The sequence below is a fragment of the Phytoactinopolyspora halotolerans genome (assembly GCF_010550675.1).
Lineage (GTDB): Bacteria > Actinomycetota > Actinomycetes > Jiangellales > Jiangellaceae > Phytoactinopolyspora > Phytoactinopolyspora halotolerans.
The window spans coordinates 25,031-51,048 of record NZ_JAAGOA010000030.1; the positions used below are offsets into that span (position 1 = coordinate 25,031).

The 26,018-nt window shown below is 65.9% G+C and carries 26 protein-coding genes; 9 read left to right on the plus strand and 17 right to left on the minus strand.

What is annotated here, in order from left to right; all coding sequences use genetic code 11:
- Positions 1–180: 180 nt before the first annotated feature.
- Genes G1H10_RS28755 through G1H10_RS28765 form a run of 3 tightly spaced genes read left to right on the plus strand, consistent with a single transcriptional unit; the run spans position 181 to position 2,770 of the window.
- Positions 181–906: a DedA family protein gene (locus G1H10_RS28755; RefSeq protein ID WP_216853764.1), complete on the plus strand. Its 726-nt coding sequence runs from the start codon at positions 181–183 to the stop codon at positions 904–906.
- A 20-nt stretch (positions 907–926) separates the two neighbouring features.
- A complete protein-coding gene (locus G1H10_RS34810) occupies positions 927–2,135 on the plus strand; it encodes a sensor histidine kinase (RefSeq protein ID WP_216853765.1) in 1,209 nt (402 codons plus the stop codon).
- Entirely contained in the window at positions 2,126–2,770 is a 645-nt protein-coding gene (locus G1H10_RS28765) for a response regulator transcription factor (protein WP_163744477.1), read from the plus strand. The genes G1H10_RS34810 and G1H10_RS28765 overlap by 10 nt, the downstream gene beginning before the upstream one ends.
- 34 nt (positions 2,771–2,804) lie before the next feature.
- Here the strand turns inward: G1H10_RS28765 and G1H10_RS28770 are convergent, their stop codons facing one another.
- On the minus strand, positions 2,805–4,127 hold the full coding sequence (locus tag G1H10_RS28770; protein ID WP_163744479.1) for an MFS transporter: 1,323 nt from the start codon (positions 4,125–4,127) through the stop codon (positions 2,805–2,807).
- 136 nt (positions 4,128–4,263) lie between these two features.
- On the opposite strand from G1H10_RS28770, the gene G1H10_RS28775 reads away from it, so the two are divergent.
- Positions 4,264–4,923, plus strand: a complete 660-nt coding sequence (locus tag G1H10_RS28775) for a TetR/AcrR family transcriptional regulator (RefSeq protein WP_163744481.1) — start codon at positions 4,264–4,266, stop codon at positions 4,921–4,923.
- Between the two features lie 20 nt (positions 4,924–4,943).
- Here G1H10_RS28775 and G1H10_RS28780 read toward each other — a convergent pair whose 3' ends face one another.
- The 13 genes from G1H10_RS28780 to G1H10_RS28840 all read right to left on the minus strand — a co-directional run bounded on the left by G1H10_RS28780 (position 4,944) and on the right by G1H10_RS28840 (position 18,262).
- The gene (locus tag G1H10_RS28780; protein WP_163744483.1) at positions 4,944–5,777 is read right to left on the minus strand and encodes a DUF2705 family protein; all 834 of its coding nucleotides are present in this window, start codon (positions 5,775–5,777) and stop codon (positions 4,944–4,946) included.
- Positions 5,774–6,697, minus strand: coding sequence for an ABC transporter ATP-binding protein (locus G1H10_RS28785; protein ID WP_163744569.1), 924 nt, complete (start codon positions 6,695–6,697; stop codon positions 5,774–5,776). Before G1H10_RS28785 ends, G1H10_RS28780 begins: the two co-directional genes overlap by 4 nt.
- Positions 6,698–6,836: 139 nt before the next feature.
- Entirely contained in the window at positions 6,837–7,844 is a 1,008-nt protein-coding gene (locus G1H10_RS28790; RefSeq protein ID WP_163744485.1) for a zinc-dependent alcohol dehydrogenase family protein, read from the minus strand.
- Positions 7,841–8,749, minus strand: coding sequence for a carbohydrate ABC transporter permease (locus G1H10_RS28795; protein WP_163744487.1), 909 nt, complete (start codon positions 8,747–8,749; stop codon positions 7,841–7,843). Before G1H10_RS28795 ends, G1H10_RS28790 begins: the two co-directional genes overlap by 4 nt.
- Positions 8,746–9,705 (minus strand): carbohydrate ABC transporter permease, encoded by a 960-nt coding sequence (locus tag G1H10_RS28800; RefSeq protein ID WP_163744489.1) that lies wholly within the window; start codon positions 9,703–9,705, stop codon positions 8,746–8,748. The genes G1H10_RS28795 and G1H10_RS28800 overlap by 4 nt, the downstream gene beginning before the upstream one ends.
- 19 nt (positions 9,706–9,724) lie before the next feature.
- Positions 9,725–11,104, minus strand: a complete 1,380-nt coding sequence (locus G1H10_RS28805; protein ID WP_163744491.1) for an ABC transporter substrate-binding protein — start codon at positions 11,102–11,104, stop codon at positions 9,725–9,727.
- 180 nt (positions 11,105–11,284) lie between these two features.
- Positions 11,285–12,157, minus strand: coding sequence for a fumarylacetoacetate hydrolase family protein (locus G1H10_RS28810; RefSeq protein ID WP_163744493.1), 873 nt, complete (start codon positions 12,155–12,157; stop codon positions 11,285–11,287).
- The gene (locus G1H10_RS28815; protein ID WP_216853769.1) at positions 12,154–13,017 is read right to left on the minus strand and encodes an ATP-binding cassette domain-containing protein; all 864 of its coding nucleotides are present in this window, start codon (positions 13,015–13,017) and stop codon (positions 12,154–12,156) included. Before G1H10_RS28815 ends, G1H10_RS28810 begins: the two co-directional genes overlap by 4 nt.
- Positions 13,014–14,159, minus strand: a complete 1,146-nt coding sequence (locus G1H10_RS28820; protein WP_163744494.1) for a sugar ABC transporter substrate-binding protein — start codon at positions 14,157–14,159, stop codon at positions 13,014–13,016. Before G1H10_RS28820 ends, G1H10_RS28815 begins: the two co-directional genes overlap by 4 nt.
- 49 nt (positions 14,160–14,208) lie before the next feature.
- Entirely contained in the window at positions 14,209–15,351 is a 1,143-nt protein-coding gene (locus G1H10_RS28825) for an ABC transporter permease (protein WP_163744496.1), read from the minus strand.
- A complete protein-coding gene (locus G1H10_RS28830) occupies positions 15,345–16,547 on the minus strand; it encodes an enolase C-terminal domain-like protein (RefSeq protein WP_163744498.1) in 1,203 nt (400 codons plus the stop codon). Before G1H10_RS28830 ends, G1H10_RS28825 begins: the two co-directional genes overlap by 7 nt.
- A gap of 18 nt (positions 16,548–16,565) precedes the next feature.
- On the minus strand, positions 16,566–17,495 hold the full coding sequence (locus G1H10_RS28835) for an MBL fold metallo-hydrolase (protein WP_163744499.1): 930 nt from the start codon (positions 17,493–17,495) through the stop codon (positions 16,566–16,568).
- 17 nt (positions 17,496–17,512) lie between these two features.
- Positions 17,513–18,262 (minus strand): SDR family NAD(P)-dependent oxidoreductase, encoded by a 750-nt coding sequence (locus tag G1H10_RS28840; RefSeq protein ID WP_163744501.1) that lies wholly within the window; start codon positions 18,260–18,262, stop codon positions 17,513–17,515.
- Positions 18,263–18,404: 142 nt separating this feature from the next.
- Here G1H10_RS28840 and G1H10_RS28845 point away from each other — a divergent pair, with 142 nt between their 5' ends.
- Genes G1H10_RS28845 through G1H10_RS28860 form a run of 4 tightly spaced genes read left to right on the plus strand, consistent with a single transcriptional unit; the run spans position 18,405 to position 22,765 of the window.
- Positions 18,405–19,232, plus strand: a complete 828-nt coding sequence (locus G1H10_RS28845) for an IclR family transcriptional regulator (RefSeq protein ID WP_163744503.1) — start codon at positions 18,405–18,407, stop codon at positions 19,230–19,232.
- Positions 19,233–19,282: 50 nt separating this feature from the next.
- A complete protein-coding gene (locus tag G1H10_RS28850; RefSeq protein WP_163744505.1) occupies positions 19,283–20,530 on the plus strand; it encodes an AGE family epimerase/isomerase in 1,248 nt (415 codons plus the stop codon).
- Positions 20,527–21,186 (plus strand): RraA family protein, encoded by a 660-nt coding sequence (locus tag G1H10_RS28855; RefSeq protein ID WP_163744507.1) that lies wholly within the window; start codon positions 20,527–20,529, stop codon positions 21,184–21,186. The genes G1H10_RS28850 and G1H10_RS28855 overlap by 4 nt, the downstream gene beginning before the upstream one ends.
- 58 nt (positions 21,187–21,244) lie before the next feature.
- On the plus strand, positions 21,245–22,765 hold the full coding sequence (locus G1H10_RS28860; RefSeq protein ID WP_163744509.1) for an aldehyde dehydrogenase (NADP(+)): 1,521 nt from the start codon (positions 21,245–21,247) through the stop codon (positions 22,763–22,765).
- A gap of 90 nt (positions 22,766–22,855) precedes the next feature.
- Here G1H10_RS28860 and G1H10_RS28865 read toward each other — a convergent pair whose 3' ends face one another.
- The 3 genes from G1H10_RS28865 to G1H10_RS28875 form a co-directional block, all read right to left on the minus strand.
- The gene (locus G1H10_RS28865; RefSeq protein WP_163744510.1) at positions 22,856–23,569 is read right to left on the minus strand and encodes a polyamine aminopropyltransferase; all 714 of its coding nucleotides are present in this window, start codon (positions 23,567–23,569) and stop codon (positions 22,856–22,858) included.
- A gap of 62 nt (positions 23,570–23,631) precedes the next feature.
- A complete protein-coding gene (locus tag G1H10_RS28870; protein ID WP_163744512.1) occupies positions 23,632–23,973 on the minus strand; it encodes a hypothetical protein in 342 nt (113 codons plus the stop codon).
- Between the two features lie 455 nt (positions 23,974–24,428).
- Entirely contained in the window at positions 24,429–24,635 is a 207-nt protein-coding gene (locus G1H10_RS28875) for a DUF2795 domain-containing protein (RefSeq protein ID WP_163744514.1), read from the minus strand.
- Positions 24,636–25,046: 411 nt separating this feature from the next.
- Between G1H10_RS28875 and G1H10_RS28880 the strand changes: the two genes are divergently transcribed.
- Entirely contained in the window at positions 25,047–26,006 is a 960-nt protein-coding gene (locus G1H10_RS28880) for an ADP-ribosylglycohydrolase family protein (protein WP_163744515.1), read from the plus strand.
- The last annotated feature ends 12 nt before the right edge of the window (positions 26,007–26,018 follow it).

The window sequence follows — 26,018 nt, forward strand, 5'->3', positions numbered from 1 at the left end:
GCCCGCCAGATGGTCGACATAGGCCCTCCGACCGTCGGATCGTCAGCACACGCACGATACGAACGGATACCCCAAGCCAGCTTGGGTGCGGTTTTCCACACCCCGTCCCTGCGGGATCCCCGCTCAGGTGTACGGCCAACCTCATGTCGCTGAGCTGCGCCGATACGTAGCGTTTCGGTTGTGTTCGAATCGCTGTTCTCATCCACGTTATCGATATCCGCGGCCGACGACGGCGCTCCTTCCTCCGACGGCATCGTCGGCTTCGTCGTCGACCTCATGGAGCGCCTTGGAGGTCCTGGCGCTGGTCTGGCCGTCGCGCTGGAGAACCTGTTCCCACCGATTCCCAGCGAAGTGATCTTGCCACTGGCCGGATTCTCCGCCAGCCGGGGCGAGATGAACCTGATCGCTGCCATCGCGTGGACCACCCTCGGCTCTGTCCTCGGCGCGCTGGCCCTCTACCTGATCGGTGCCCTGGTCGGCCGAGACCGGGTCCGGGCGATAGGCGAACGGTTGCCGCTGATCAAGGTCAGCGACCTCGACCGTACCGAAGAATGGTTCGCGCGGCACGGCACGAAGGCGGTCTTCTTCGGCAGGATGGTCCCGATCTTCCGCAGTCTCATCTCGGTCCCGGCGGGCGTGGAACGCATGCGCGTTTCCGTGTTCCTGCTCTATACCACCTTGGGCAGCCTCATCTGGAACACCGTCTTCGTCGTGGCCGGGTATCAGCTCGGCGAGAGCTGGCACCGGGTCGAGGACTACTCGGGCGTCTTCCAGAAGATCGTCATCGCCGTCTGCGCCGTCGGCGTGGGGTATTTCATCGTCTTCCGGCTGATCCGCACGCGACGGAACCGCCGCGGCGCGGATAATCGTCTGGAGTCGTCCCGACACTCCGGACGACGACGCTGACGCCACATGAGGAGGAACCGGTGGAGACGCCTGCGGCACCCGGCACCGCCGCCCGGCCGGGCCGTGAGCTGGCGGCGCGGTACGCCCGTGGCTGGGCGCGCACCTTTGCCGGGGTGGCGCTCGGCGCATTGTCCGCCCTGGCAGGCCTGGCGTTCTTGGTGATCGCAGGGCTGGCCATACTCGTCGCCATGGTCATCCGTCCAGCGCGGCGCACGGTCACGGTGCGTCTCCATCGGCAGGCGCAACGGCTGGCCGCGCTGGAATGGCGCCGGCTGGTGAGGTTCACCGCCACATCCAACCGCTCGGGGCCGCACGGCGACCTCATACCGGCTGCCGGCTCACGGGTCTTCGGTTACCTCGCCGCCCGTCTGCTGCCGGGTGGGCTGAGCGCGCTGACACTTGGCCTGCTGGGGATCGGAGCCATCCTCGCTGGCGTGCTGCTCCGTGGCACCGTCGGCGGCACGGTGACGCCGATCGAGTTTGTGCTGCAGGTGGTGATCGGTGCGGCTCTGCTCATGGTGCCGGTGCAGGCGATCCCGAATATCGCGGCCCTGGATCTGAAGCTGGCGAACACACTCCTGGTTCGCAGCCCGCGGGATGCGCTCGAGCGCCGAGTCGACGAACTCACCACGAGCCGCGCCGAGGTGGTCGCGGCCGTCGACGCCGAGCGCCAGCGCATCGAGCGGGATCTCCACGACGGGCTGCAACAGCGATTGGTCGCGCTCGGCATGCTGCTCGGGCGAGCGCGACGCAGTGCCGACATCGACAAGGTCGACCGGCTCCTCGGCCAGGCACACGAGGACACCCAACGCGCCATCGAGGATCTGCGCGACGTCGCGTGGCGCGTTTACCCGTCCGCGCTCGACCACGCCGGTCTTGATGAGGTCCTGACCATGGTGGCCAAGCAGTTCAGCGTACCGGTGCGGACGTCATACGATCTGCCGGTCCGACCACCACGTCACGTCGAGACTGTGCTGTACTTCGTGGCGTGCGAAGCCATGACCAACGCCGCGAAACACTCCGGAGCGAACGTGATCACCGTCGACATCAGCGGCCGGGAAAGGGTGGTCAAGCTGCGCGTACATGACGACGGCGCAGGCGGCGCAGATCCGTCCGGCAGCGGCCTGCGCGGGCTGGCCCGCCGGATAGAGGCGTTGGACGGATGGTTCCGCATCGACAGCCCGACCGGTGGACCCACGGTGGTGCACGCGGAGCTGCCGTGCGAGTGATCCTGGCCGAGGACTCGACGCTGTTGCGCGAAGGTCTGGCCCGGCTGCTCAACGACGAAGGGCACACGATCGCCGCCTCGGTAGCGGACGCCGACGAACTCGTCCGCGCCGTCGGTGAGCACCAGCCGGACGTCGTCATCACCGACGTCCGGATGCCGCCGGCCAACAGCGACGACGGTCTGCGCGCTGCGCTCGAGATCCGACAGCACTGGCCCGCCATCGGCGTGCTCGTGCTCTCCCAGTACGTCGAGCGGCGATATGCGACCAAGCTACTGGCCGAGCGGTCCGACGGCGTCGGCTACATCCTCAAAGATCGGGTCGCCCAAGTAGAAGACTTCCTCGATGCGCTCGACCGCGTGGCCAGCGGCTCTACCGCGCTCGATCCCGAGGTGGTGCGGCAGCTCGTCGCGACGACGAGCCGGTCCAGGCTCCTGGACGCGCTCACCGAGCGCGAGCACGACGTCCTGCACGAGATGGCCCAAGGACATACGAACGCGGCGATCGCACAGCGGTTGCACGTCTCCCAGAGCGCCGTGGAAAAGCACGTCAACGCGATCTTCGACAAACTCGATCTCTCACACACGGTCGGCTACAGCCGACGCGTGCTCGCCATCCTCCGCTACCTCGATGCATGACCTCACACGGCGACGATTCTCACCCCCGGGGGCCTCACGCCGGCGTCTTGGCGGAGCCGGCCAGGATCGTGACGCAGGCGGCGAGTGTCACGGCGGCAAGGGCGACCACGCCGCTCCGGAATCCGGCGGTATCGGTCGAGCTGATGCTCCACATGGCGGCTGCGATGGCGGGACCGAGTGCGGTGCCGATCGTCCGCGCGACATTGCCGACACCACCGGCGATCCCTGCCTGCCCGGGCGGTGTGGTGTTCAGCAGCGCCGTGGTGGTCGGAGCGTTGCACAGCGCTGCGCCCAGGCCGACGACCGCCAGCCGCCAGGCGAGGTCGGTCACGGTCGCTTCAGGTGAGAGTGTGAGCATGCTCAGAAGCCCGGCACCGATGATCGCGGCCCCGGTCGCCGCGACCGGCCGGGGCCCGAGCCGGTCTGCGAGGTGGCCGGCGAACGGTGAGACCGCCGCCGCGACGCCCGCGAAGAAGAGGGTCGCGATGCCGAGCAACGCCAGACTCTCGCCCATGACATCGCTGACGAAGTACGGCAGCGAGAACGACGTGAGCCCGGTGAAGGCGCTGAGCAGCAGCAACGACAGCGCGGTCAGGCCGAACGGTCGCGAACGGACGAGCGCGATGACCGGCCGGCTCGTCCGAAGACGCAGCCAGCACCAGATCAGCGCCGTGGACGTCGCGAGCAATGCGGCGACCAGCAGCCATGAACCATCGGCACGGTTGGCGGCGAGCAGGCCGGCGGTGATCGCTCCGCCGATGAGCACCGCGTCGACCACCACACCGACGCTCGGCCCTGGCATCCCGGCACCGCCCGACGCCGCCCTCGTCGTCGGGATGGTACGACGGCCCAGTACCAGGACCGCGACGAGCAACGGCAGCTTGATCACGAACACCGCTCGCCAGCCGAGCGTATCAGCGACGAGGCCGCCGAGCGGCGTCACCGCCATGCTCCCCAGTGTCATGATCGTCGCGATATAGCTCATCGCCCGCGCCCGCTGATCGCCGCGGACCGTTTTCGTCACGATCGGCAGATACCCGGCCAGATATGCGGCGGCAGCCACCCCCTGTACCGCCCGCAGGACGATGATCAGCCCGAACGACGGTGCGACCGCAGTGAGGACACTGACCAGCCCCACACCGGACAGGGACCAGATGAAGACCGTGCGCAGATCCGCCGAATCGATCCACCGGCCCAGCGGAATGGCCAGCGCCGCCAGCGGCAGTGCATAGGCCAGCAGTATCCACGCCGTCGCGCCGACGGACACGTCCAGATCCGCCCCGATGAGTGGGAGCGCGAACGCGGCCATCGTCGACTCGCTCGCGATCACCAACGTGGCCAGCGCAAATGTGAACACTGCAGGCCACGCGGTCCGATCAACGGTGACCGCACGCTCTATCCTGGATCCGTCCGCCGCCATGCAGCCAAGCTACACTGTATGTAGTAGAAAACTACAACCTGCGTTGTATATAGGGCGCTGTAGAAGGGAGCCGATGAGTACCGACGAGGCACCCACCAAAGGGCGCGTCGCCAAGCGTCAGGCGATCCTGGAAGCCACCAGGGCGGTGCTGGCGCACACCGGGTACGCCGGCACCAGCATCGACTCGATCGCGCACCAGGCACAGGTGTCCACCCGGACCATCTACAACCACTTCGGCAGCAAGGACGATCTCGTCAATCAGGTGCTCGTCGAGAGCACGACGACCGTGGCAGATGCGCTGACCGAACTCATCGACCAGCACCTCGACCGTATCCGTGGCACAGCGGACCTCGAGGATGCCCTGGTCGACCTGGGCTGCGACTGGGTCAGGCTGCAGGACCGGTACGCCGACCACTTCTCCTTGGTGCGCCGGCTCGACGCCGCCGGTGAGCAGCTACCCGCCGACGTGTACGCCGCGTGGCATGCCACCGGGCCGGAACGGGCGCAGGCGACGCTCGCGCGCCACCTGCGCCTGTTGCGCAGCGAAGGGCTGCTCAGCTTCGCCGATCCGGAACGCGCCGCCAGCCACTACATCTATCTTGCCCTGGGCGAGGCTCTCGCCGAAGCGCGCCGTGGCGGAGTCGAGGCCGAACCGACGGCGATCGCGGCGTTGGTACGGGCGGGCGTGCACGCCTTCCTGCACGGACATCTGCCTCGACCGAGCGCGCCGTAAGATCACGACGCCGGCCCGCCCTACGCGTCGCGCCGCTGGAACATCGCGAACGTCACCGCCACGACAATCGCGGTGAAACCGCACATCACACCGAAGCCGGCCCACGGTGACAGGCCGTCGTCGCCGTTGAGGACGAGCTGAAGTCCGGCATTGCTCGGCCAGTACGTGCTGACGGTCTCGCCCCAGGGCTCGGGCAGCGACTCCGCCAGCGACGGGATCAGCAGCACGCCGGACACCAGGGCGCCGATCGCCACCGCAGCCGAGCGGACGAGCACGCCGACGGCCAAGCCGAGCACAGCCAGAACACAGACATACAGCCCGGTGCCGAGCACCGAGCGCGCCACGTCCGCATACCCCAGCGCTTCAGGTGTCGCGTTCGGGATGTCGTTGCGGTCGAAGATCACCTGAGCGACGACGACCATGCCCAGCCCGGTCAGTACGCCCGCTGTCAGCGCGATCAACGCGATCACCGTCACCTTCGCGGCCAGCAACCGGCTCCGACGAGGCACGGCAGCCAGGCTGGGCCAGATCGTGCGCGTGGAATACTCCTGCGTCACCATCGAGATGCCGAGCGAACCGAGAGCGAACTGGGCGAGGATCACGCCGTAGAGCGCGATCCCGAGCGGCAGGAAACCCGCCTGCTCCGAAGCCGGCAGATCGGCGTACTCGGCCGCGTTGGCGCTGCTCACCAGGGTGCTCATGCCGAGGCCGATCAGCGCGAACCCCGCGACCGCGACCGCCGTCGACCTCAGCGTTCGCGCCTTCAGCCATTCGGCGGCCAACACGTCGGCGAACCCGACCCCGGTGGCCGTGGAGGCGCCCGCGCCCGCGACGGACATTCCGGCATTACTCATCGCCACTCCCCCGCCACCGCTCTGTAGTCCACATACGCCCCCGTGAGCCGCATGAACGTCTCTTCCAGCGAAGCCACCTGCGGGGTGAGCTCCGAGATGTCCTCCCCGCCGGCGGCGGCAAGCGCTGAGATGCGTGTACTGTCCAGCCCGGAGACCAGCAGTGCTCCATCGGCCATCCGGCGCACGTCCGCTCCGGCCTCCACCACCGCCCGACTCAACGACTCGCCGTACCCGTCGGCCACCCGGACGAGCACGCGCGGCGTGTCGTCGCTCTTCAACAGCTGCTCCGTCGAGGCGTCAGCGACAATCGAGCCTCGGCCGATCACGATCAGGTGGTCGGCAATGTGCGTCATCTCGTTCAGCGCGTGACTGGACAGAAGGACGGTGCGCCCTTCACCGGCAAGATCCCGCAGCAGACCGCGAATCCAGTGCATCCCCTCGGGATCGAGCCCGTTGGCGGGCTCGTCGAGAATCAGCACACCGGGGTCACCCAGCAACGCGGCCGCGATCCCCAGCCGCTGGGCCATCCCGAGCGAGAACGTCCCCGCACGTGTGTCCGCCGCGCCGTCGAGCCCCACCAACTCCAGCACCGCGTCCACCCGGCTACGGCCGATGCCGTTGCTACGCGCCAGACACCGCAGATGGTTGTAGGCCGTTCTCCGCGGATGAACCGCCCGCGCATCTAGCATCGCTCCTACCTCACGCATGGGAACCGGCAGATCGACATATCGGTGCCCGTTGACCGTCACGGAACCGGCGCTCGGCCGGTCAAGCCCCAGAATCATCCGCATCGTGGTGGTCTTCCCGGAACCGTTCGGCCCGAGAAATCCGGTCACCTGCCCCGGCGGAATCCGGAAACTCAGGTCGTCCACCGCCAGCACATCGCCATACCGCTTGGTCAGACCAAGCGCCTCGATCATCATGCGCCTCCCGCGATCAGTTCGAATCATCGCTTCGACGCTACGGACCAGTTGTCGGCGACACCATGAAGCCGACCGCACAACAACGCCGGACAACCTCAGATGCTCAGCTGCGGAAAACCACACCCCGAGAGACCGCTTACCTTGTTGTATTGACGTCTGGGATGACCTGTATCTTGCGGCCCTTGCCGGCGGTGAACTGCTGGAGCGCTTCCGGGTAGTCATCCAGCGGGAGGCGGTGGCTGATGAATGCCTCTGGATCGATGAGTCCGCGGGTGAAGAGGTCCGCGGCGCGGTCGAAGGAGTGCAGCACGGCCATCGATCCGGTGATGGTGATCTCTTTGTTGTAGATCCGGAATGGTTCCCACTTGGCTTGGGCTTGTTCGGCGGCGACGCCGAACTGTAGGAAGGTTCCGCCCTTGCCGACGCGCTGTAACCCGTCTTCGATGGCTGAGATCACGCCGGTGCAGTCGATCACGACGTCCCATCCGCGGGGCATGTCGATCTGGTCGGCGCGGGTCACGGCATGGTCGCAGCCGAGTTTCTCGGCGGTGAGCAGTCTGTCCGGATTCACATCCACGATGTCGACCGAGGCCGCTCCTGCGTTCTTGGCGAGCTGGAGGTTCATCAGGCCCATTGTTCCGGCGCCGTAGATGAGGTAACGATCCCCGACAGGCCGGTGCAAGACGTCGAATCCGCGTACCGCGCAGGCGAGCGGTTCGATGAGGGCGGCGTCGGCCGCGCGTACGTGTGGCGGCAACTTCACGCAGTTGGCGGCCGGGGCGACGGCGTAGTCTGCGGCCCCACCCGCCGCGTTGACGCCGATGGCTGCCCACCGTTCGCACAGGTTGCCCCGCCCGCGGCCGCAGTAGTAACACTCGCCGCAATGCAACGACGGATCGACTGCCACTCGGTCTCCGATCGCGAGTTCGCTCACGTCTGCCCCAGCGGCCACGACTTCACCGGCGAACTCATGTCCCGGCACGACCGGCAGGGAAGGCGCGAACTCGCCCTCGAGAATGTGCAGGTCGGTTCCACATATGCCGCATCCCGCGACTTCCACTACCACTTCTCGCGGCGATGGCCGCGGGTCGTCCACGGTGGCGACCTCTACCTGGCCGGGTGCGGTGATGACTACTGCTTTCATTTGATCGCTCCGAGGGAAAGGCCGCGCACGAGCTGATTCTGCGCGGCGAAGCCGATGATGAGTACGGGCAGGGAGAGCAGGGTCGCGGCGGCGCACAGCCGGGCCAGGAAGAGACCCTCGTTGGTGATGAACCCGACGAGGAAGACCGGCGCGGTCGAAGCCCGCGTAGCAGTCAGGTTGAGCGCGAAGAGGAACTCGTTCCAGGAGAAGATGATGCAGATGAGCGCCGTCGCGGCGATCCCCGGCATCGCGATCGGCCGGACCACGTGCCAGAGCACGTGCAGCAGATTGGCCCCGTCGACCTGTGCCGCTTCCAGCACCTCGCGCGGCACCTCGGCCAGGAAGGATCGCAGCATCCAGATGGCGATCGGCATGTTCATCGCCGTGTAGAAGACCACCAGGGTCCACACGTTGTCCAGCATGTTCAGTCGCTGGACGACGAGGTAGACGGGAAGCAGCGCCGCGATCAGCGGGAGCATCTTGGTCGACAGCAGGAAGAACATGACGTCGGTCCAGCGCTTGACCGGTTTGATGCTCAGTGCGTAGGCCGCTGGGACGGCCAGCATCACCACCAGAAGGGTGGATACGCAGCTGGCCATGGCCGAGTTGATCAAGAACGGCGTGACTCCCCGGTCGAAGAGCTGTCCGTACTGCTCGAAGGTGAGCTCCGCGAACAGCGACGGCGGGTTGGTTGCGGCGTCCACCTCGCGGTGGAACGACGTCAGCGCCATCCACGCCACCGGCGCGAAAAATAACAGCGTCATCGTCCACGCGACGAGTGCCCAGCGGATCCCACCACGGTGTACGTCGGACGTCACACCACGGTGCCGCGGCCTCGGTGGCACGCCCGTCTTGTGTGGGGCAGGCCTCCGGTCGACGAACTCGGCAGAGACGGTACCGGTCATCGGGTCACCTCCTCGTGGAACAGCGAGGAGACGACCCGCAATGCGAAGATCGACACGATGATGGTTCCCACCACGGCGACGACTCCCGCCGCGGCCGCCTCGCCGTACTCGTACTCGCGGAACATGGTCAGGTAGATCTCGTACGGCAGGTTGGTGGTCGCCGCACCCGGCCCGCCCTGGGTGATGGTGAAGACGTGGTCGAACGCCTGCACCACGTAGATCGCCCCCAGCAGCGCCGCCAGCTCCAGGTACCGGCGCAGGTGCGGCAGGGTCAGGAATCGGAACGTGGCGACGCCCGACGCGCCGTCCACACGCGCCGCTTCGAGAACGTCGTTCGACTGCGATTGCAGGCCTGCGAGCAGGATCAGCATCATGAACGGAGTCCATTGCCACACGAGCGAGGCGACGAGCGCCGGCATCGGGAAGCTGTCCACCCACGAGATCACCGGTCCCCGGTCGGCACCGAACAGTTGCCACACGGCGTTGAGCGTTCCATTGATCAACCCGTATTCGGGGTTGTAGATCGCGTGTTTCCACAGCAGCGCCGCGGCCATGGGCATGACCAGGAAGGGCGCGATCAGCAGCGTCCGGGCGAGGCCACGCCCGACGAACTTCCGGTCGAGCAACACCGCGAGCAGCAGCCCGAGAAGCAGGCTGAGAATCACCACCGATGCCGTCAGGGTCACCGTGTTCACCGCCGCGGAGCGCAGTCGCTCGTCGGTGAACACCGTGACATAGTTCGTCAGGCCGCTGAACGAGCGTTGCCCTGGGCTCAGGACGTTCCATTGGAACGAGGAGATGACCAGCGTGGTCAGGAACGGCAGCTGTGTCACCACGATGACGAGCACCAGCGCGGGCAGCAGCGGCGCACGTCGCAGCCACCGCTGTCGCCGCCCCCCTTTCGTCATGCGCGAGCGGGCGTCGACCTCCGCAGCGGACTCGGCCATGGTCACCATGAGAGGTTCCCGTCCCTGTTCAGCGGTAGTTCTCGGCGATGGTCTCGGCCAGCTCCTGGCCGTTCTCGAGTGCGTCCTCCACGCTCCCCTGACCCGCGATGGCCGCGCTGATCTCTTGCGACACCTTGGTGCCGAGATCGGCGAACTCCGGAATCGTCACGTACTGCACCCCCACCGTCGGGCGCGGCTGCACACCCGGGTCGACCGGGTCCGCCTCCTCAATGGCCTGCAACGTTATCTGCCCGAAGGCCTCGGCGGCCTCCGCATACTCGGGGATGTCGTAGGTACTCTGCCGCTTGCCCGCCGGCACCCGCGACCAACCGAGTTCCTCACCCACGAGTTCCTCGTACTCCTTACTCGTGGCCCAATGCGCGAACTCCTGCGCAGCCTCCGGCTGCTGGGTCGTCTCCGGGACGGCCAGCGCCCACACCCACAGCCATCCACTGGCGTCGGTCTGAACGACGGGCGCGTGCACATAGCCCACATCCCCGGCGACCTTGCTGGCGGCTGGATCCTCGAGCGGACCCGAGGCGCTGGTCGCGTCGTACCACATGGCCGCGTTTCCCTGACCGAACGTGTTGAGGCATTCGGTGAATCCAGACTGCGCGGCGCCCGCCTGCCCGTGTTCGCGGACCAGCTCGACGTAGAACTCCACTGCTTCCCGGAATTCTGGCGCGTCCACCTCGGCATCCCAGTCCTCAGTGAACCAGGTTCCGCCGAAGGTGTTGACCACCGTCGTCAACGGCGCGAACAGCTCACCCCAACCCGGCAGCCCACGCAGGCAGATCCCAGCCATGTCCGAACGCGCCTCGTCGACCTCCGCCGCGAGATCCGCGATCTCTGGCCAGGTCGGACGCTCGGGCATGGTGAGGCCCTCGTCCTCGAACACATCGGTCCGATACATCAGGAACGACGACTCCCCATAAAAGGGCAACGCGTATACGCCGCCGTCAGGCCCCCCGAGCGACGTCACCATGGGATCGAGCAGATCGCCGTAGTCGTAGCTCTGATCCCCGGAGGCGGCATCGCCAAGCTCGGCGAGCCAGCCGTTCTCCGCCCAGATCGGCACCTCATAGCCGCCCACAGTCACCACGTCATACTGACCGCCCTGCGTCGCAACATCCTGTGTGACGCGGTCACGCAGCTCGCTCGTGGGGAGGATCGTGAAATTGACATCGATGCCGGTATCCGCGGTGAAATTGTCCTCGGTAAGTTGGGCTAGGTCCTCCATCTGAGGATTGCCCACCATCAACACATTGACGGCCCCGGAGTCACCGTCTCCAGCGCTCCCATCTCCGCCGCTACTACCCCCGGCCCCCGCACATGAGGCGAGAAGAACGGATACCGCACCGAGTACGGAAACGACGCTCAACGCGCGTCGCAGATTCTGTCGAGACATGGACGGTCCTCTCCTACGACCGCGCAGCATCACGCGGGCTATACGACGGGAAATGAATGTTGATCGCGACGGTTCACGCCGTCGCTTTGGGTTTGACCCAGCCGAATCCGCTGTTGCGGAGACTCGCTCAGGCTGGAAGGCTCCAGCGATCATCGACGGCCACGGCATGCTTCTGCCGTGTCAGGGCATCAGGCCTGCATCGTCGGTCAGGTCGGCCCTACGGACACGGCCGACGGTTACCACGGGGTTGCTGATTTCGCCTATGCCAGCGATGCTGACCGTGACGATGTCACCTTCCATCAGGGTGAAACGCCGATCGGGCACGATACCGGTGCCGGTAAGCAACACCGCGCCGTACGGGTGCTCGAGAGCTTGGAAGAGCCAGCCGGCCAGCTCCGGGACGGTACGACGCATCTGCACGGTGGACGTCTTGCTGTTCACGACGGCTTCGTCGCCACGCCACACGCACAGTGATATCTCGAACGGGCCGTCACCCGCCTCCCATACCGGAACGATCTCGGGCCCGAGAGCGCAGGCGCTGTTGTACACCTTGGCCTGGGGAAGGTAGAGCGGGTTGTCGCCCTCGATGGACCGACTGCTCATGTCATTGCCGGGAAGATATCCGAACAGCTCACCGCCGCTGGTCAGCACCAGCCCCAGCTCCGCCTCCGGTACGTTCCAATCGGAGTCGGCGCGGATGCCGACTGTCTGGCCGTGGGTGACGACGCGTTCAGCGGTCGACTTGAAGAACAGTTCCGGACGTTCGGCGTCGTACACATGATCGTAGACGTCTGCGTGGCCGGACTCCTCGACCCGGCCCTGACGGCTGCGCAGGTATGTCACCCCGGAAGCCCACACCTCCTGCCGGTCCACGGGCGGGAGGACACGGTCCGCCACCACCTCGTCCGCCGCCTCCTCGCAGCGGTGCCTGGCCTCTTCCACTGGCAGCGCCAGCAGGTCGGCCAGCGCAGCATCCAGCCGATACAGCCGGCCTCCACGGGCCACCGCCCACGCCGGCGTGCCGTCCGCGTCGACATGCACCAGGGAGGTCATCGAGGTCCGCTCCCAGCCGTGTCCACGTCGTCGCCGGCATCGGCGGGTACCGCGGCGGACGTACGGGCCCCGGTGATATATCCGACCACCTCATCCGGCGAGGTGTCGCCGCGATCGAGATCCGCCACGAGCCTTCCTTGCCGAAGCACGACGATCCTGGTCGCGATCCGGAAGATGTGCTCGATGTTGTGGCTCACCACGATCAGCGGGATGCCCTGGGCGGCGACGTCCTCGATCAGCTGAAGTGCTTCCTCGGATTCTTGGACACCCAGCGCCGCCGTCGGCTCGTCGAGGATCAGTAACTTGCTGCCCCACAGCGCGGTCCGGGCGATGGCGGTGGCCTGGCGCTGGCCACCGGACATCGTCCCGACGGGAGAGCGCACCGACGGGATCGTGACCTTCAACTCGGCCAACGCCCGCTCGGCGTGTTTCGACATCGCCGGCAGGTCCAAGATCCCGAAGAGACGGCCGATGACACCCCATCGGGTGGGTTCACGGCCCAGGTACAGGTTCCCGCCCACGTCGACGTGGGCGACGAGCGCGAGGTCCTGATAGACGGTCTCGATACCGAGCTTGCGCGCGTCCGCCGGGGTGTGCAGTCGCGCCGGGGCTCCGTCGATGTGGATCTCCCCCGATGTCGGCTGAAAGGCACCTGACAGCGCCTTGACGAGTGTGGACTTCCCGGCCCCGTTATCGCCGACGAGGGCAACCACTTCGCCTGGATAAATCTCAAGGTTCACTTCGCTCAGCGCGCGCACCGAGCCATACCACTTGCTCAGGCCTATGGTCCGTACGGCGGGTGTACCCAGCCGTCCAGGAGCGTGTTCGGACATGTCCACTGCGTTCTGCTGGTCCGTCATCGGGTGAACTCCTCCCACGTGCCGTCCGGGATGTTGTCCTGGAACCCCTCGTGCTCCAGCATCTGCATCGGCACCGCGTCGAAGACCGATTCGCAATCATGGGTGACCGGCAGGTCCGACAGCGTGACCTCGGGCACTTCCTCGCCGTTCCCTTCCCAGTCGCGCATGATGGCCTCGGCCATGTCGAAGCCCATCTGATATGCGTCGCGGAATCCGGCGGCGGTGATGTCCCCGCGGCAGATCGCGGCCAGTTCGTCCAGCTGGCCACCGTTGCCGAGAATGTCGATGTCGTCGATGCGCCCCTGGGCGGTCAGCGACTCCATGACACCGAGGGCCGTGTTGCTATTGGCTCCGATGATCAGGTCGACATCTGGGTGGGCAGTGACGATGGTCTCGGTGAACCTGAATGCCTTCTCCCGATTGAAATCGGCGAACACCTCGTCGACAACCTCGTACTCGAGCCCGCATTCGCCGAGAGTGTCGTCGAGCGCATCCAGTGCGCCGCCCACACGATCTTGCGAGATCTCCGAAGCGGCCGGGCCCCAGAACGGGACGACGGTGATGTCCTCGCCTGCCTCGCAGTAGCCCTGGGCGAGGAATTCCGCGCCGTTGTGACCCATCGCATACTCATCGACGGCCACCCACGTCAGTGGATCGGCGTCGGGCGATTCCTCGAGGGTTCCGGGATCGATCGCCCCCACGATGGTGGTCGTGCCCGCGGCTTCGATCTCGGCGATCCTGTCGTCCACCAACGCGTACGACGCCGGATTGACGATCGCGTAGTCGGGCGCCAGAGTCGCCGTGTCCTGAAGGATGCGGTCCATCCCGTCGTGGTCCTCTGCACCAGCCGGAGCGGCCGTGTTCATCGTGTACTCGAAGCCGGCCTCCTCGAACGCCGCTTCGAGGCCGATGATCTGCTGGCCTGCCATCTCGGTGATGTCCTGAGTGAACGCCACGAAGGCGATCAGCGGGCCATCACCCTCGGCCTGCGCGTCGACGTCCAGCCCTTCTCCGTCGTCGCCTTCATCCTCCGGAACGACCGCCTGATCCGCGGTTTCGTCCAGTTCCGCGCCGCAGGCGGACAGAACCAGCGCTGCGGCACACAGGACGAATAGCGATGAGGTCGTCTTTCGGTAACGCATGATGTTCCCTCCTCGTTGTGGGACGGTGCGTGTCAGGGGCGCGAACGCATCAATGTCTGCCTTGAAGCTTGATTCGGAGCATCTGCGAAGCCACGGCAAGGATGATCAGCAAGCCCAGGAAGATCTGCTGCCAGTAGAATCCCGCGCCGGCGAGGAGCAGGCCGTTCTCCAGTACTCCGATGAACAGCAAGCCCAGCACGGTGCCGAGAATGGTGCCGATCCCCCCGAACAAGAGTGTGCCGCCGAGCACCACACCGGCGATGACATGAAGCTCGTTGAGCTGCCCCATATTCGGGTTCGCGGCATTCATCCGCCCCATGAGAACGAGCGCGGCGACACCGACCATGGCACCCTGGAAGGCGAAGACACCGATCGTCCAGCGATCGACGTTGATACCCGCCCGCCTCGCTGCTTCCTCATTGGAGCCGATCGCGACGGTGTAGCGGCCGAACCTGGTATATCGGAAGAGCAGCCAGCCCAGCGCAACGCAGAAACCCGCGATGGCGACCGGGACAGGTACGGGGCCCCACATTCCCCGCCCGAGGATCAGGATCTGTTCCGGGAGGCCAACGTACTGGCCGCCGTACATGAATTCCTGGACGGCTCCGCGATACGCGATCAGTCCTCCGAGAGTGGCCAACAGGGCGGGGACCTTGAGCTTGGTGACCACCATGCCGTTGAGCACACCAAGCACCGCACCCATCGCGATCGCGAACGGCACGGCCAGGTGAGGTGACCAGTCTTGTACGATGATCAGTGACGCGGTCACGCACAGCACCAGCGCCATCATGGAGCCGATCGACAGGTCGATGTTCTTCGACGTGATGACGAACGTCTGCCCGACACCTAGGATCACGAAGATCGCGGCGGTTCTCAGGATGTTCGTGAGGTTGTGCCCGGTGAAGAAGGCGTCGCTGAAGAACGACAGCGCGACGATGAGCAGGATCATCGGAATGATCAGCAGATTGGCCTCGCGAACGATGCGGCCCGCGAACGTGCCGATCGGGCCTTGGGCGGCGCGCGTTGCTTCTCGGGACGAGGGCGTGCGGGATTCCCTGGCGTGCGATTCGATGTCTAATTTGGTCATGGCCGCTCCTGAGTGTGTGGGCCGACCGCCATCGCGCGGCGGCGGCCTGGGCGAGGATGTGCTGACCGCGGTGACGCGCCCCATGCGGCGCCGTTCGGTCACCACGCCGGAATGATGGGAAACCAATGGGGCCGGTACGGATCCGGCCCGACGGTGTTGCCTTCGACGTAGACGTTGCGATAGGTGCCGCTGGCATGCAGCTCGGCGTATTTCGCGACTTTAGCCTCGTCCAGCTCAACCCCCCAGCCCGGTCCCTCGGGGGGCTGCAGCACGCCCTTTTCCGGCAAGAGCATGTCTCCGGCGATCACGTCGTCCAGCAGATGGTGGTAGTGGGCATCGACCGCCGCGGTGAGACCGGGCATGGCCACTCCGGTATGTGCCATGACGGCCATCCCGATGCCGAGCTCGATCCCGCTGTGCATCGACACTCCGATGCCGATGGTCCGCGCCACCGTGTCGAGCGTGTGCACCTGTGTGGGCCCGCCCCAGTACCACGGATCGGTCAGGACCACGTCGATGGCGCCGATCTGTTTGGCGGGACCGAGCTCTTGGAAGCTGGTCACGCACATATTCGTGGACATCGCCAACCTGGTGCGTTCTCGGACCGTGGCCATACTCGCCATTCCAGCCACGGGGTCCTCGTAGTACTCCAATCCCACGCGTTCCAGCCGCGGCGCCAGTTCGACGGCGGTCTCGACGGTCCAGGCGGATTGAGGATCGAGCCGGAGGCGAATGTCCGGACCGAGGCGTTCACGCAGGGCCTCCATCGTGGCGACCTCGTCAGCCGCGGGCAGAACACCGCCTTTGAGCTTGACGGTCCTGAAGCCTCGACGCTCCACCAAGTCCGCGGCGTGCTCAGCCATCTCCTCGGGAGTCGTCACGCCAGGACGGGTACCGTCCTCGCTCGGGTACCGGTAGAAGCAGTAGGCCGCCATCTCGATGTGCGGACGGAGCGCCCCGCCCAGCAGACGATACGCCGGCTGGCCGGTGGCCTTCCCGATGACGTCTATCGCGGCCATCTCCAGCGCCGAAGCGGTCAACGGCTCTCGGCTCCAGTAGAAACGGTTGGAGATGATGTTGCGGATGACCTCAAGATCGAACGGATTCTGCCCAAGTATCGGGCGGCTGAGCCGCTCGACCTGTTCCTTCGAGGCGGCCGTCTCCCCGAGGCCGACGTAGCCCTCGTCGGTGTGCATCTTGACCAGGGTTCGCGTGAATGCCAGATGCACGCCGTAAGCGAAGCGAAGCGGGGCTTCGATCGGCACGGTCACCTCGACGGCTTCAACTTCAGTGATCTTCATGTGCACTCCCTCGTGTGATCAGGCGGCGACGTAGAGATCTGCGGCGACGCGACGGATCTCGCCCGTGCGCAGCAGATCATCGAGATGAGCACGGACCATGGCAACGGAGCGGAACTCGGGCTCCTTGCCCATGGCCCGGCAGGTGTGAAGCCACACATCTTCCAGCGAGACAGGCTCGCGGCCCAGCGGCTCGCGCACCACCGCCCATATTCGCTGCAGGTACGTGGTGACCTCGTCCAGCAGTGTGCGAAACGCCGATGCCTCGCGAGGCGCGTAGTGCGACATCGCGACCGATGTGATGTCTCGTTCGTCGATGAGGGCGCGCAGCTTGTGCAGGGTGGCGGCGAACGCTCGCGGGTCGAGGTGCCCGTGGAAGATGGGCCAGTCTGTACCGGTCACGGTATCGCCGAGGATGAGACACCGGGAACGTCGCTCCAGCCAGCCGAGTTCGGCGTGGACGTGTCCGGGCAGCTCGAACGCTTCCAGCTCCACCCCGCCACCCAGGCGCAGGATGGCTCCTTCGCCCACCACCACGTCGACCGGGCAGCCCTGCTCGGCGTAGGTGGAGGCTAGCTCAGCGCGCAGCTCAGGCGTGTCCGGCACCAGGTCCGGATGGTGCAGGGCGAACTCGCGCAGATTGCGGTCGACGTCCTCGATCCACGGCACGGCACCGGCGGCAGCGACGGCCAGGCTGCCGTGCACGTCGCGCAGTCGCCGGAAGTTGCCGATGTGGTCGTGGTGGGCATGGGTGTTGGCCAGGTAGCGCAACGGCCGTCCCCGCCTGCTCTCGAGGAGTCGGTCGATGTGCGCGCCGGACGCCGGGAGCCCACCGTCGACGAGCGCGACGGCGTCTGCGCCGATGACGGCGTGCATGTACAGCGGAATCTCGGGGGTGAGCTCCTGGCGGATCTGCACGACCGTCTCGCTGAGCTCAATGGCTTGTTCCATGACTCTTCCCTTCCGCATCAGAACGAGGCGAGCAGCCCGCCGTCGACGAGATGCCAGGAGCCGGTGACGAAGCTCGCCTCGTCAGACAGGAGGAACGCCGCGAACCGCGCGACCTCGCCGGCCTGACCGATGCGGTTCAGCGCATGCATGCGCCCCCATTCGGCGAGTTGGCGCTGCGGATCTTCGGGGTCGAAGTACTCGGCGTTCGCACGTACCAGCGGCGTTTCGATGGTGCCTGGACAGATGGCTGTGACTCGGATGTTCTCCGGGCCGTGGTCGAGCGCCATAGCCCGGGTGAGTGAGATGACTCCGCCTTTGGTGGCCGCGTAGGCGGCGACCTCGGTCTGTGTCGCGTGCGCTTGGATCGATGACATGTTGACGATCGCGCCACCTCCTGAGCTGTGCAGACGGGGAATGACCGCCTTGCTCATGAGGTAGATGGACTTCAGGTTGACGTCCTGCACGCGATCCCAGTCGTCCTCCGGCGTGTCCACAACCGATCCATGCCGCTCGAGCCCGGCGCAGTTGAACAAGCCCCGAACCGGGCCGAGTTCGGCTGCGCGCTCGGCCACCCGGACGCAGTCAGCCTGACTCGTGACATCGGCATGGATGGTCTCGATGTTCCGGGTCCGCAGCGTCGCGAGGCCGTCGTCGGCGACGTCCACCCCCAACACGACGGCGCCTTGCTCGGCGAAGACCTCAGCGGACGCGCGTCCGATGCCGGAAGCGGCACCCGTCGCGACGATCACTCCGTTCAGCTGCGCCATCGCAACTCCCTCGTAGCGTTTGACAACATCAATCGTCGTTCAATATCGTCATACCCTAGAAGCGCCCGGCATGCCCGTCAAGCGTCGATCGACGAAAACGGATGCGCCACTGGCGCCGGGACGGCTTACGGAAAGGAACCACATGGCACGTCAGCAGGTAGCAGAACCCGGAGGGGAACCCCAGCCGGAGTCGTCTCCGATGCCTGCCGTGGACAAGGCGCTTGCCACCTTGGCGGAACTGGCGGCGGCAGGACCTGCCGGCCTGTCCCTCGGAGAACTCGCTACGCGCCTCAAGCTCAACAAGACGAGCCTGCACGCGACCCTCCGGGCACTACGCCATCGCGATTTCGTCGCCCAGATTCCCGAAAGCGGCTCATATCGGCTCGGACCGACGTCATTTGAGCTGTCTCGTGCCTACACGAGGCACCTCGACATCCGTGCGATTCTCCGGCCGAGAGTCTTGCGGCTGGCCGAAGAGATCGACGAGGTGTGCCACATCTCGGTGCTGGACGGAACCGAGATCCTCTATCTGGAGAAGATGGAGTCCCGTAAACCCATCCAGCCCGGGACATACGTGGGAATGCGCCTGTCCGCGCTGACCACCGCTATGGGCAGGGCGATGATCGCTTGCGAGTACACGGATTACGAATCGTTCGCGACCAGATTCAGCGGTGCGCTCAAACCACGCACGCAGAATGCGCCGACCACACTCCCGGAGGCGTGGGAGCGAATCGTCCAAGCCAGAAGAGACGGCTATGGTCTGGATCTCGAAGAGAACGTCATCGGTCTCACCGCCATCGGCATGGCGGTTCTCGAACCACACGGACGGCCGCTCGGCGCGGTCAGCATTGTCGTGCTGACAGATGAGTGGCACAGAACCGGGCCCGAGTACTTCTACCAGCGCCTCTACGCCGCGCTGTCCGACGTCGTCGCGCCTCCGTTGATGCTGCAGCAGCCGATGCCGGACTGAACTTTCGCACAGCTACACCTCGCGCGTCGAGAGCAACCAGAGAGGAGAACATGTTGTTCACCCCGACCAGGTGGGTCACGCATACGAGCCATCGGCAATGGCTGCTCGGAGAAGCCGACCGGCTGTTCAGTTTCTACGAGCCATACGCGATCAACCCCCGTGGCGGGTTCCACGACCTCGACGATCGCGGTGAACCGCTGCCCACGGGCTGGCCTCCCGCGGCAGAGCCCACGCGGAACCTGTTCACCACCACACGCCTCGTGCACTGTTTCGCCATCGGGACGCTACTCGGGCGTCCCGGCGCCGCGCGATACGTCGACCACGGCATGGATTTCCTCTGGAGCGGCCACCGCGACCGGCAGAGTGGAGGTTACCGCTGGTCCGACGGCTACGCTGGTCCGGTCGATGACAGCAAGCAGGCATATGGACACGCCTTCGTTCTGCTCGCCGCATCGTCCGCCAAGGTGGCCGGCCATCCGGACGCCGAGCGCCTCCTGACCGACATCTCCACCGTCCTCGAGGAACGCTTCTGGGATCCGAAATACGGTATGGCAGCCGAAGAATTCACCGCGGAGTGGCAACCGAAAAGCGATTACCGCGGCCAGAACTCCAACATGCACCTGACCGAGGCACTGATGGCCGCCCACGAGGCGACTGGCGAGCAGAGATATCTCGATATGGCGCATTCCATCGCGCGAATGCTCATCCGAGATATCGCCGCATCGAATGAGTGGCGTCTACCCGAGCACTATCATCCCGACTGGTCGATCGACTTCGACTACGGAACCGACGTGTTCCGTCCCTACGGGTCCACCGTGGGGCATTGGCTGGAATGGGTCCGGCTGGTGCTGCAGCTGTGGGAGATGGGCAGCCGGCAGGAAACATGGATGCCCGAGGCGGCTCGATCACTGTTCACACAGGCGACCGCCGAAGGCTGGGATCACTCCCAGGGCGGCTTCTACTTCACGGTGGATTGGGAGGGCCGGCCCGTGGACCGTGACCGGTATTGGTGGCCTTGCACGGAAGGCATCGGAGCAGCGGCATTCCTCGGCATGATCGACGGTGACCAGGTATACGAGGACTGGTACCGGCGCGTCTGGGATTGGTGCGAACACCACCTGATCGACCGGGAGCTCGGTAGCTGGCACCATCAACTGGACGATTCGCTCAGTCCGAGAACCGACCCCTGGTTCGGCAAGCCGGACCTCTACCACACCTTGCAAGCATGCCTGGTGCCACTGCTGCCCACCACCGGATCGATCGTCCGGGGCCTGGCGGAAACTGGAGTGCGGCTATGACCTCGACCCAAGATATCGACCTCGACGTGCTCGCCGAAGAGACATACAGCGCCGTCTTCTCCGACATCTGTGATCAACTCGGCTTCCACGAACAGACCGCGCTACCGGGCATCGCGCCTATCGGAGGTTCCGGCCGAATCGTAGGCTGGGCTCGCCCGTTCGTCGCTCGCAGCGTCGGCGAACCTCCGTCACGCCCCTACGGCAATGAGATCGACTTCATCGATTCACTCGGCCCCGGGGACGTGCCGGTAGGTGATGGAACCAGCCGGCCGGCCGCCGCATGGGGTGAATTGTTCTCGTGCGCAGCGCGCGGCCGCGGTGCACGGGGCGCGGTGATCGACGGATACGTTCGCGACGTCGCGAAGATCCGTGCGCTAGGGTTTCCGGTGTCCGCGCGAGGAAGCAGACCGACGGATAGCCTCGGCCGGGTGTCGCTTGACGCGACCGTCGCTTCGGTGCACATAGGCGGAACAACCGTCGTGGCTGGAGACCTGATCGTTGCCGATGATGACGGAGTCACCGTCGTGCCACGCGACATCGCCGACGACGTGGCCCACCGTGCACTGGAGAAGGCGACAACGGAGAACATGGCGCGTCAGCTGCTGTTGGACGGCGGCAAGCTTGCTGACGTCTGGGAACGCCACGGCGTCATGTGACAGCACATCCCGTCGTCACCTTCACCCCAGCACTTCGACACACCGCATGGAGATAAGCATGAGTACGACGACGGCCGGGAACCCGGACAACGAAGGTGCGGCAGCGGGCCCAGCGAGCCTCTCGGTGGGCCCGGTGACGCGTGCAGCAGCAGAAGCCGCCCCGGACCTGGCCGACGCCACCCCCGGTGATCGGGCACGGCTGCTCGCTGCCGTCGCCGACGCACTCGACGCGGCTGTGGACGAGTTGGTACCCCTCGCAGACGAGGAGACCGCCCTCGGCGAGGCACGGCTGCGTGGCGAGGTGAGCCGGACCACGGGACAGTTGCGGATGTTCGCCGACGTCGTCACCGAAGGCAGCTACCTTGAGGTGACGATCGATCACGCACGATCCGACAGCACACCGCCACGGCCGGACCTGCGCCGGATGCTGCACCCGCTGGGCCCCGTCGGGGTGTTCGCGGCGAGCAACTTTCCGTTCGCCTTCAGCGTCGCCGGTGGCGACACCGCATCCGCGCTGGCGGCAGGGTGTCCCGTCGTGGTCAAAGCGCATCCCGGGCATCCCCGGCTGTCGCGGCTGACTGCGCGCATCGTCACTGCGGCGTTGACCGACGTCGGCGCGCCGACCGGCACATTTGGCCTGGTCGAAGGGTACGAGACCGGACGTGACCTGGTCCTCGATCCGCACATCACCGCGGTCGGCTTCACCGGATCCGCGGCCGGAGGACGGGCACTGTCCGACCTGGCCGCGTCCCGCCCCGACCCTATTCCGTTCTATGGCGAACTCGGCAGCATCAACCCCGTGGTGATCACCGAGGCTGCCGCCCAGCGGCGCGGCGGACAGATAGCGGCCGGGCTCGTCGGATCGTTCACCCTCGGCGTCGGACAGTTCTGCACCAAACCGGGGGTCGTGTTCCTCCCGGAAGGCACCGGCCTGGAAGACGCGATACGGGCGGCCACACCGGCCACCGGAGGCCGGATGCTCACCACACGGATCAGCACTGGGTTCGCTGACGGCCTGCGGGCGCTCCTCGCCACCGGGAACGTCGACGTCGTAGCAGGCGCGGCCGAGCAGGACGGCGCGGACAGAGCAACGTCCCCGGTGGTGTTGGCAACCGACGTCGAGGCAGTGCTCGCCCAACCGGATGTGCTGCTCGACGAGTGCTTCGGACCCACGACGCTGCTGGTGCGGTACCGGGACGCAGCGGAACTCGCGCAAGGCCTGCACGCTCTGCCCGGAAGCCTGACGGCCACCGTGCACGCGGAAGACGACGAGGTCGCCGAGCTGGGCCCGATCATAGCGCGGCTGCGCGACACGGCCGGCCGGCTGGTTTTCAACGGCTGGCCGACAGGCGTGGCAGTCACGTGGTCGATGCAGCACGGCGGGACATCACCGGCCACGACGTCGTCACTGCACACTTCCGTCGGAGCGACAGCGATCCGGCGATTCCTACGACCCGTCACCTATCAGGACTCCCCCGCCGCTCTGCTTCCCGAGGCGCTGCGCGATGAGAATCCATGGGGTCTTCTTCGTCGCATCAACGGGCGGCTGACCATACCGCGAGACCCGGCCGACGAGTAGTGCGCGTGCGAGCGTCCCGCCAAGCCGCCGTCCATGGATGATCTCGATCGTGACGATTCAGGGACGGCCTTGCGGAAGCCGGCGGCCAGCCTATGAGCGAGCGAGGTAAACTGTGTTGGTGGCTTCCGCCTTCTGTAACGGATTATGGAAGCTGACGATCTCTGCCCTCACCTCGGCGAAGACCGATGAGAGCGTGTCGGTGAACTCCTCATCGGGAGGGTCGTTCGACCACAGGGCGAACACGCCATGTGGATGAAGGCACCTGGCAAGCCGCTGCAGACCGGTCGTTTCATAGAACGCCGCGTGGCTGGGATGAAGCACGTGGCGCGGAGAGTGATCAATGTCGACAAGGACGCAGTGAAACCGCCGGCCCGGCTGCCTGGGATCCAGGCCGCTCTCAGCGCGCAACATAGCGAAGAAGTCGCCATGCACGAGGTCACAGCGCTGGTCCGACGTCAGTTCAGCCCCTCCGGGTATCGAGCCGCGCTCGTGCCATTCAATAACCTCGCCGAGAGCCTCGACGACGAACAGCGACGTCACTCCGGGAGTTTTCAGAACGGCGTGTGCGGTGTAGCCGAGGCCGAGGCCGCCAACCGCCACGTCTAGGCCCGACCCGGGCATCCCGGCAAGAGCGAGCCGAGCCATCTCGACCTCGGCAACCGTGAAGAGGCTCGACATGAGAAAGTCATCGTCCAGCTTGATTTCGTAGACCTCGATGTCGAGAGTTGGATCCCACCGTCGGCGCAGGCTGATCTCTCCCCACGGCGTCGAACGCCTATCGATCTCCTGAAATCGCGTGCTCACACGGTTCCCCAACTCACCTCATGGTGCATGAACGATGACCACGACAACGCCGTTCTCAGACGCTAGCGATCACGATGGCGGCCCGGTTCTGATCCGTTGCGGCCGCGTCGCCTCACTTCGCGAATGGTGAAGCGCTCGAACACGATCACCGCCCCGCGCGAGAGTATGTCGACCAAGGCGTTGTTCGCATAGACACTGTACGCCCCCGCAACGATGCGCACGTCAGCGTCGATCGCCTCGATAGGGCCTTTGAGGTCCGGCGAGTTCTCGATGTGCCATGCGGCCCGCAATTGGATGACCATGCCACGATCGAGGGCTCGCGCGGTGAGCACGGCCGCGAGGCTGTTGCCCATCGCTCGCTCGTCCACGCTGATGCTCAACGCTGAGGTGCTGCTGTCGGGCATGAGTTGGATCCACCCGGTCGTGACGTGCCGACGTGCAGGCGCCCCCGGAGCCTCGACCCGAGCGACGGCGAACGGCGGCGCGTCCACGTGGTCGCCGTCGAAACTCATGATCGGCACGTTCTGCCGTGCCGCTTCCTGAAGTACGGGGCCGGTGGGCGTGCCGGGGGTCAAGACGAAGGCGGATACGTGTGGCACGTCACCGTGCTGCGATGCGGGACTGAAGTCGATCGCACGGATGTCGCAATCGCCCAAGCGTTGGCGTAGCTGCGCCGCCCAGGTCCGAGATCGCGCGGAGAAGCTTCGGGCCACGGCCACAGGCCGGTCGGTCAGGGACGGATTCTGCTGAACGGTCGACACGATCGCATCGATGTGATGCACGTCAGACACGGGCGCTGCCAGCGTGGCGCAAGGTCAGGATCGGAGATCTCCGAGTCGCCGGCTCGACATGTGCGATCTCAGAGTTCAACAGGCACTCCTGCCAGGTGCGGCCACAGGTCACGCAGGGAGCGGTAGTGCTGATCCGGCAGGCGACGAAGGGTATCGATGACCTCGTCCCGCGCGCCGTTGGCATGTGCCCACGCCAGCAGCTGGTCCTTGTCGACCGGCGGGTCGGCGAATACCCCCTCGACGATGTCCGCTATCTCGATTCTGCTCACCGTCACTGTCGTGACCTCCGTCGTATGTGTTGGTGTCGGCCCGTTTCTCTCCTGCACGGACATGCGCCCGTCGGCCGGCACCTCGTGCGTTGTCCGCCATTCCAGCCCACGGGTCTGCGCTGACCCGACGACCGCCCCCGGCAGGCGCGCCCATCAGCGCACGGCGCCGGCATGAAGCATGTCGGCGCGCGGTATGGGATGCAGCCGAGGAGATGATGCCCGACGGTAGGCCAAGAGATACCGCCGGACATCACGGGCGTAGACTCTACCATCACGTAAAGGTAGAGTTGCTTCGCGGGCCTGCCGGGGATGATGCACCGCGGACGGCGCACGGGAATCTCCCCAATAAGGAACTTCGTGCCGCGGCTGGCTCCCGGCACTTTTCCATTCGATGTTTCACCTCAGGAGATCCACTCGATGCTTGCTAAGCATGATGCTTTGATATGGACGCGACGAGTACGGGGATGCCTACTCGGCGGCGCGCTCGGCGACGCACTGGGTGCACCATTCGAAGGGCATTCCACCGTCACCGCTCAAGAGATCCAGGCATGGATAGACGCGGACGAGCCACTGACATGGACCGACGACACAGCGCTGCAGCTTGCGCTCGCCACCTACCTCGCAGAACTCGGACATCCAGACGACTTCGACGAGGATCAGCTAGCCTTGCGCTTCGCACACACCTGGGATGCCGAGCCGGACCGCGGCTACGGCGCCAATCCCCCGAAGATCTTCCGCGACGTACTGGCAGGAAGCTCATGGAAACAGGCCTCTGTGTCATCGTTCGACGGTGCGGGCTCCCTCGGAAACGGCGGCGCCATGCGAGTCGCCCCGGTGGCCACGCTCCCGCTGTCTGCACCAGAGATCGCAGCGATCGCCCGACGGTCCGCGGCCATCACACATGCACATCCCCAGGGCCAGGACGGTGCCGCTCTTGTAGCCGTGGCCGCTCGATGCGCATTCACATCGGCAGACGTACACGCTCAAACGCACACGGTGCTGGCCCAATGCACCGATCAGCTTCAGACACCGGAGATGCGAAGAGCTCTCGACGCGGTATCGCTGTCGATGCGGCTTGCCGAACCGGGCGAAGTGGCGCGGCTGACCGGCTCCGGCATCGCCGCTCGCGAGGCAGCCCCGGCTGCGATCGCGGCCTTCCTCCGGCATCCAGCCGATCCCGTGGCCGCGATCATGTTCGCCATCGCGATGGGCGGTGACACCGACACGGTCGCCGCGATGGCCGGGTCACTTGCCGGGGCGTATGCGGGCGAGAACAGCCTGCCAGAGAAGATGCTGCATCGCCTCGAACGGCGCCACCACATCGTGCACCTAGCTGATCGCCTCGCCACTCGAACATGGCCACGGCGCTCGAGCTGAACCGTGGACGTC

Excerpts from the sequence above, each read along its gene's own strand:
- G1H10_RS28830 (WP_163744498.1), bottom strand. The coding sequence starts at position 16,547 with ATGAAGATCACTGAAGTTGAAGCCGTCGAGGTGACCGTGCCGATCGAA.
- G1H10_RS28795 (WP_163744487.1), bottom strand. The coding sequence starts at position 8,749 with ATGACCGGTACCGTCTCTGCCGAGTTCGTCGACCGGAGGCCTGCCCCA.
- G1H10_RS28850 (WP_163744505.1), top strand. The coding sequence starts at position 19,283 with ATGTTGTTCACCCCGACCAGGTGGGTCACGCATACGAGCCATCGGCAA.
- G1H10_RS28820 (WP_163744494.1), bottom strand. The coding sequence starts at position 14,159 with ATGCGTTACCGAAAGACGACCTCATCGCTATTCGTCCTGTGTGCCGCA.
- G1H10_RS28815 (WP_216853769.1), bottom strand. The coding sequence starts at position 13,017 with ATGACGGACCAGCAGAACGCAGTGGACATGTCCGAACACGCTCCTGGA.
- G1H10_RS28800 (WP_163744489.1), bottom strand. The coding sequence starts at position 9,705 with ATGGTGACCATGGCCGAGTCCGCTGCGGAGGTCGACGCCCGCTCGCGC.
- G1H10_RS28805 (WP_163744491.1), bottom strand. The coding sequence starts at position 11,104 with ATGTCTCGACAGAATCTGCGACGCGCGTTGAGCGTCGTTTCCGTACTC.
- G1H10_RS28860 (WP_163744509.1), top strand. The coding sequence starts at position 21,245 with ATGAGTACGACGACGGCCGGGAACCCGGACAACGAAGGTGCGGCAGCG.
- G1H10_RS28880 (WP_163744515.1), top strand. The coding sequence starts at position 25,047 with ATGCTTGCTAAGCATGATGCTTTGATATGGACGCGACGAGTACGGGGA.
- G1H10_RS28835 (WP_163744499.1), bottom strand. The coding sequence starts at position 17,495 with ATGGAACAAGCCATTGAGCTCAGCGAGACGGTCGTGCAGATCCGCCAG.
- G1H10_RS28790 (WP_163744485.1), bottom strand. The coding sequence starts at position 7,844 with ATGAAAGCAGTAGTCATCACCGCACCCGGCCAGGTAGAGGTCGCCACC.
- G1H10_RS28870 (WP_163744512.1), bottom strand. The coding sequence starts at position 23,973 with ATGCCCGACAGCAGCACCTCAGCGTTGAGCATCAGCGTGGACGAGCGA.
- G1H10_RS28775 (WP_163744481.1), top strand. The coding sequence starts at position 4,264 with ATGAGTACCGACGAGGCACCCACCAAAGGGCGCGTCGCCAAGCGTCAG.
- G1H10_RS28780 (WP_163744483.1), bottom strand. The coding sequence starts at position 5,777 with ATGAGTAATGCCGGAATGTCCGTCGCGGGCGCGGGCGCCTCCACGGCC.
- G1H10_RS28785 (WP_163744569.1), bottom strand. The coding sequence starts at position 6,697 with ATGATCGAGGCGCTTGGTCTGACCAAGCGGTATGGCGATGTGCTGGCG.
- G1H10_RS28845 (WP_163744503.1), top strand. The coding sequence starts at position 18,405 with ATGGCACGTCAGCAGGTAGCAGAACCCGGAGGGGAACCCCAGCCGGAG.
- G1H10_RS28855 (WP_163744507.1), top strand. The coding sequence starts at position 20,527 with ATGACCTCGACCCAAGATATCGACCTCGACGTGCTCGCCGAAGAGACA.
- G1H10_RS28840 (WP_163744501.1), bottom strand. The coding sequence starts at position 18,262 with ATGGCGCAGCTGAACGGAGTGATCGTCGCGACGGGTGCCGCTTCCGGC.
- G1H10_RS28810 (WP_163744493.1), bottom strand. The coding sequence starts at position 12,157 with ATGACCTCCCTGGTGCATGTCGACGCGGACGGCACGCCGGCGTGGGCG.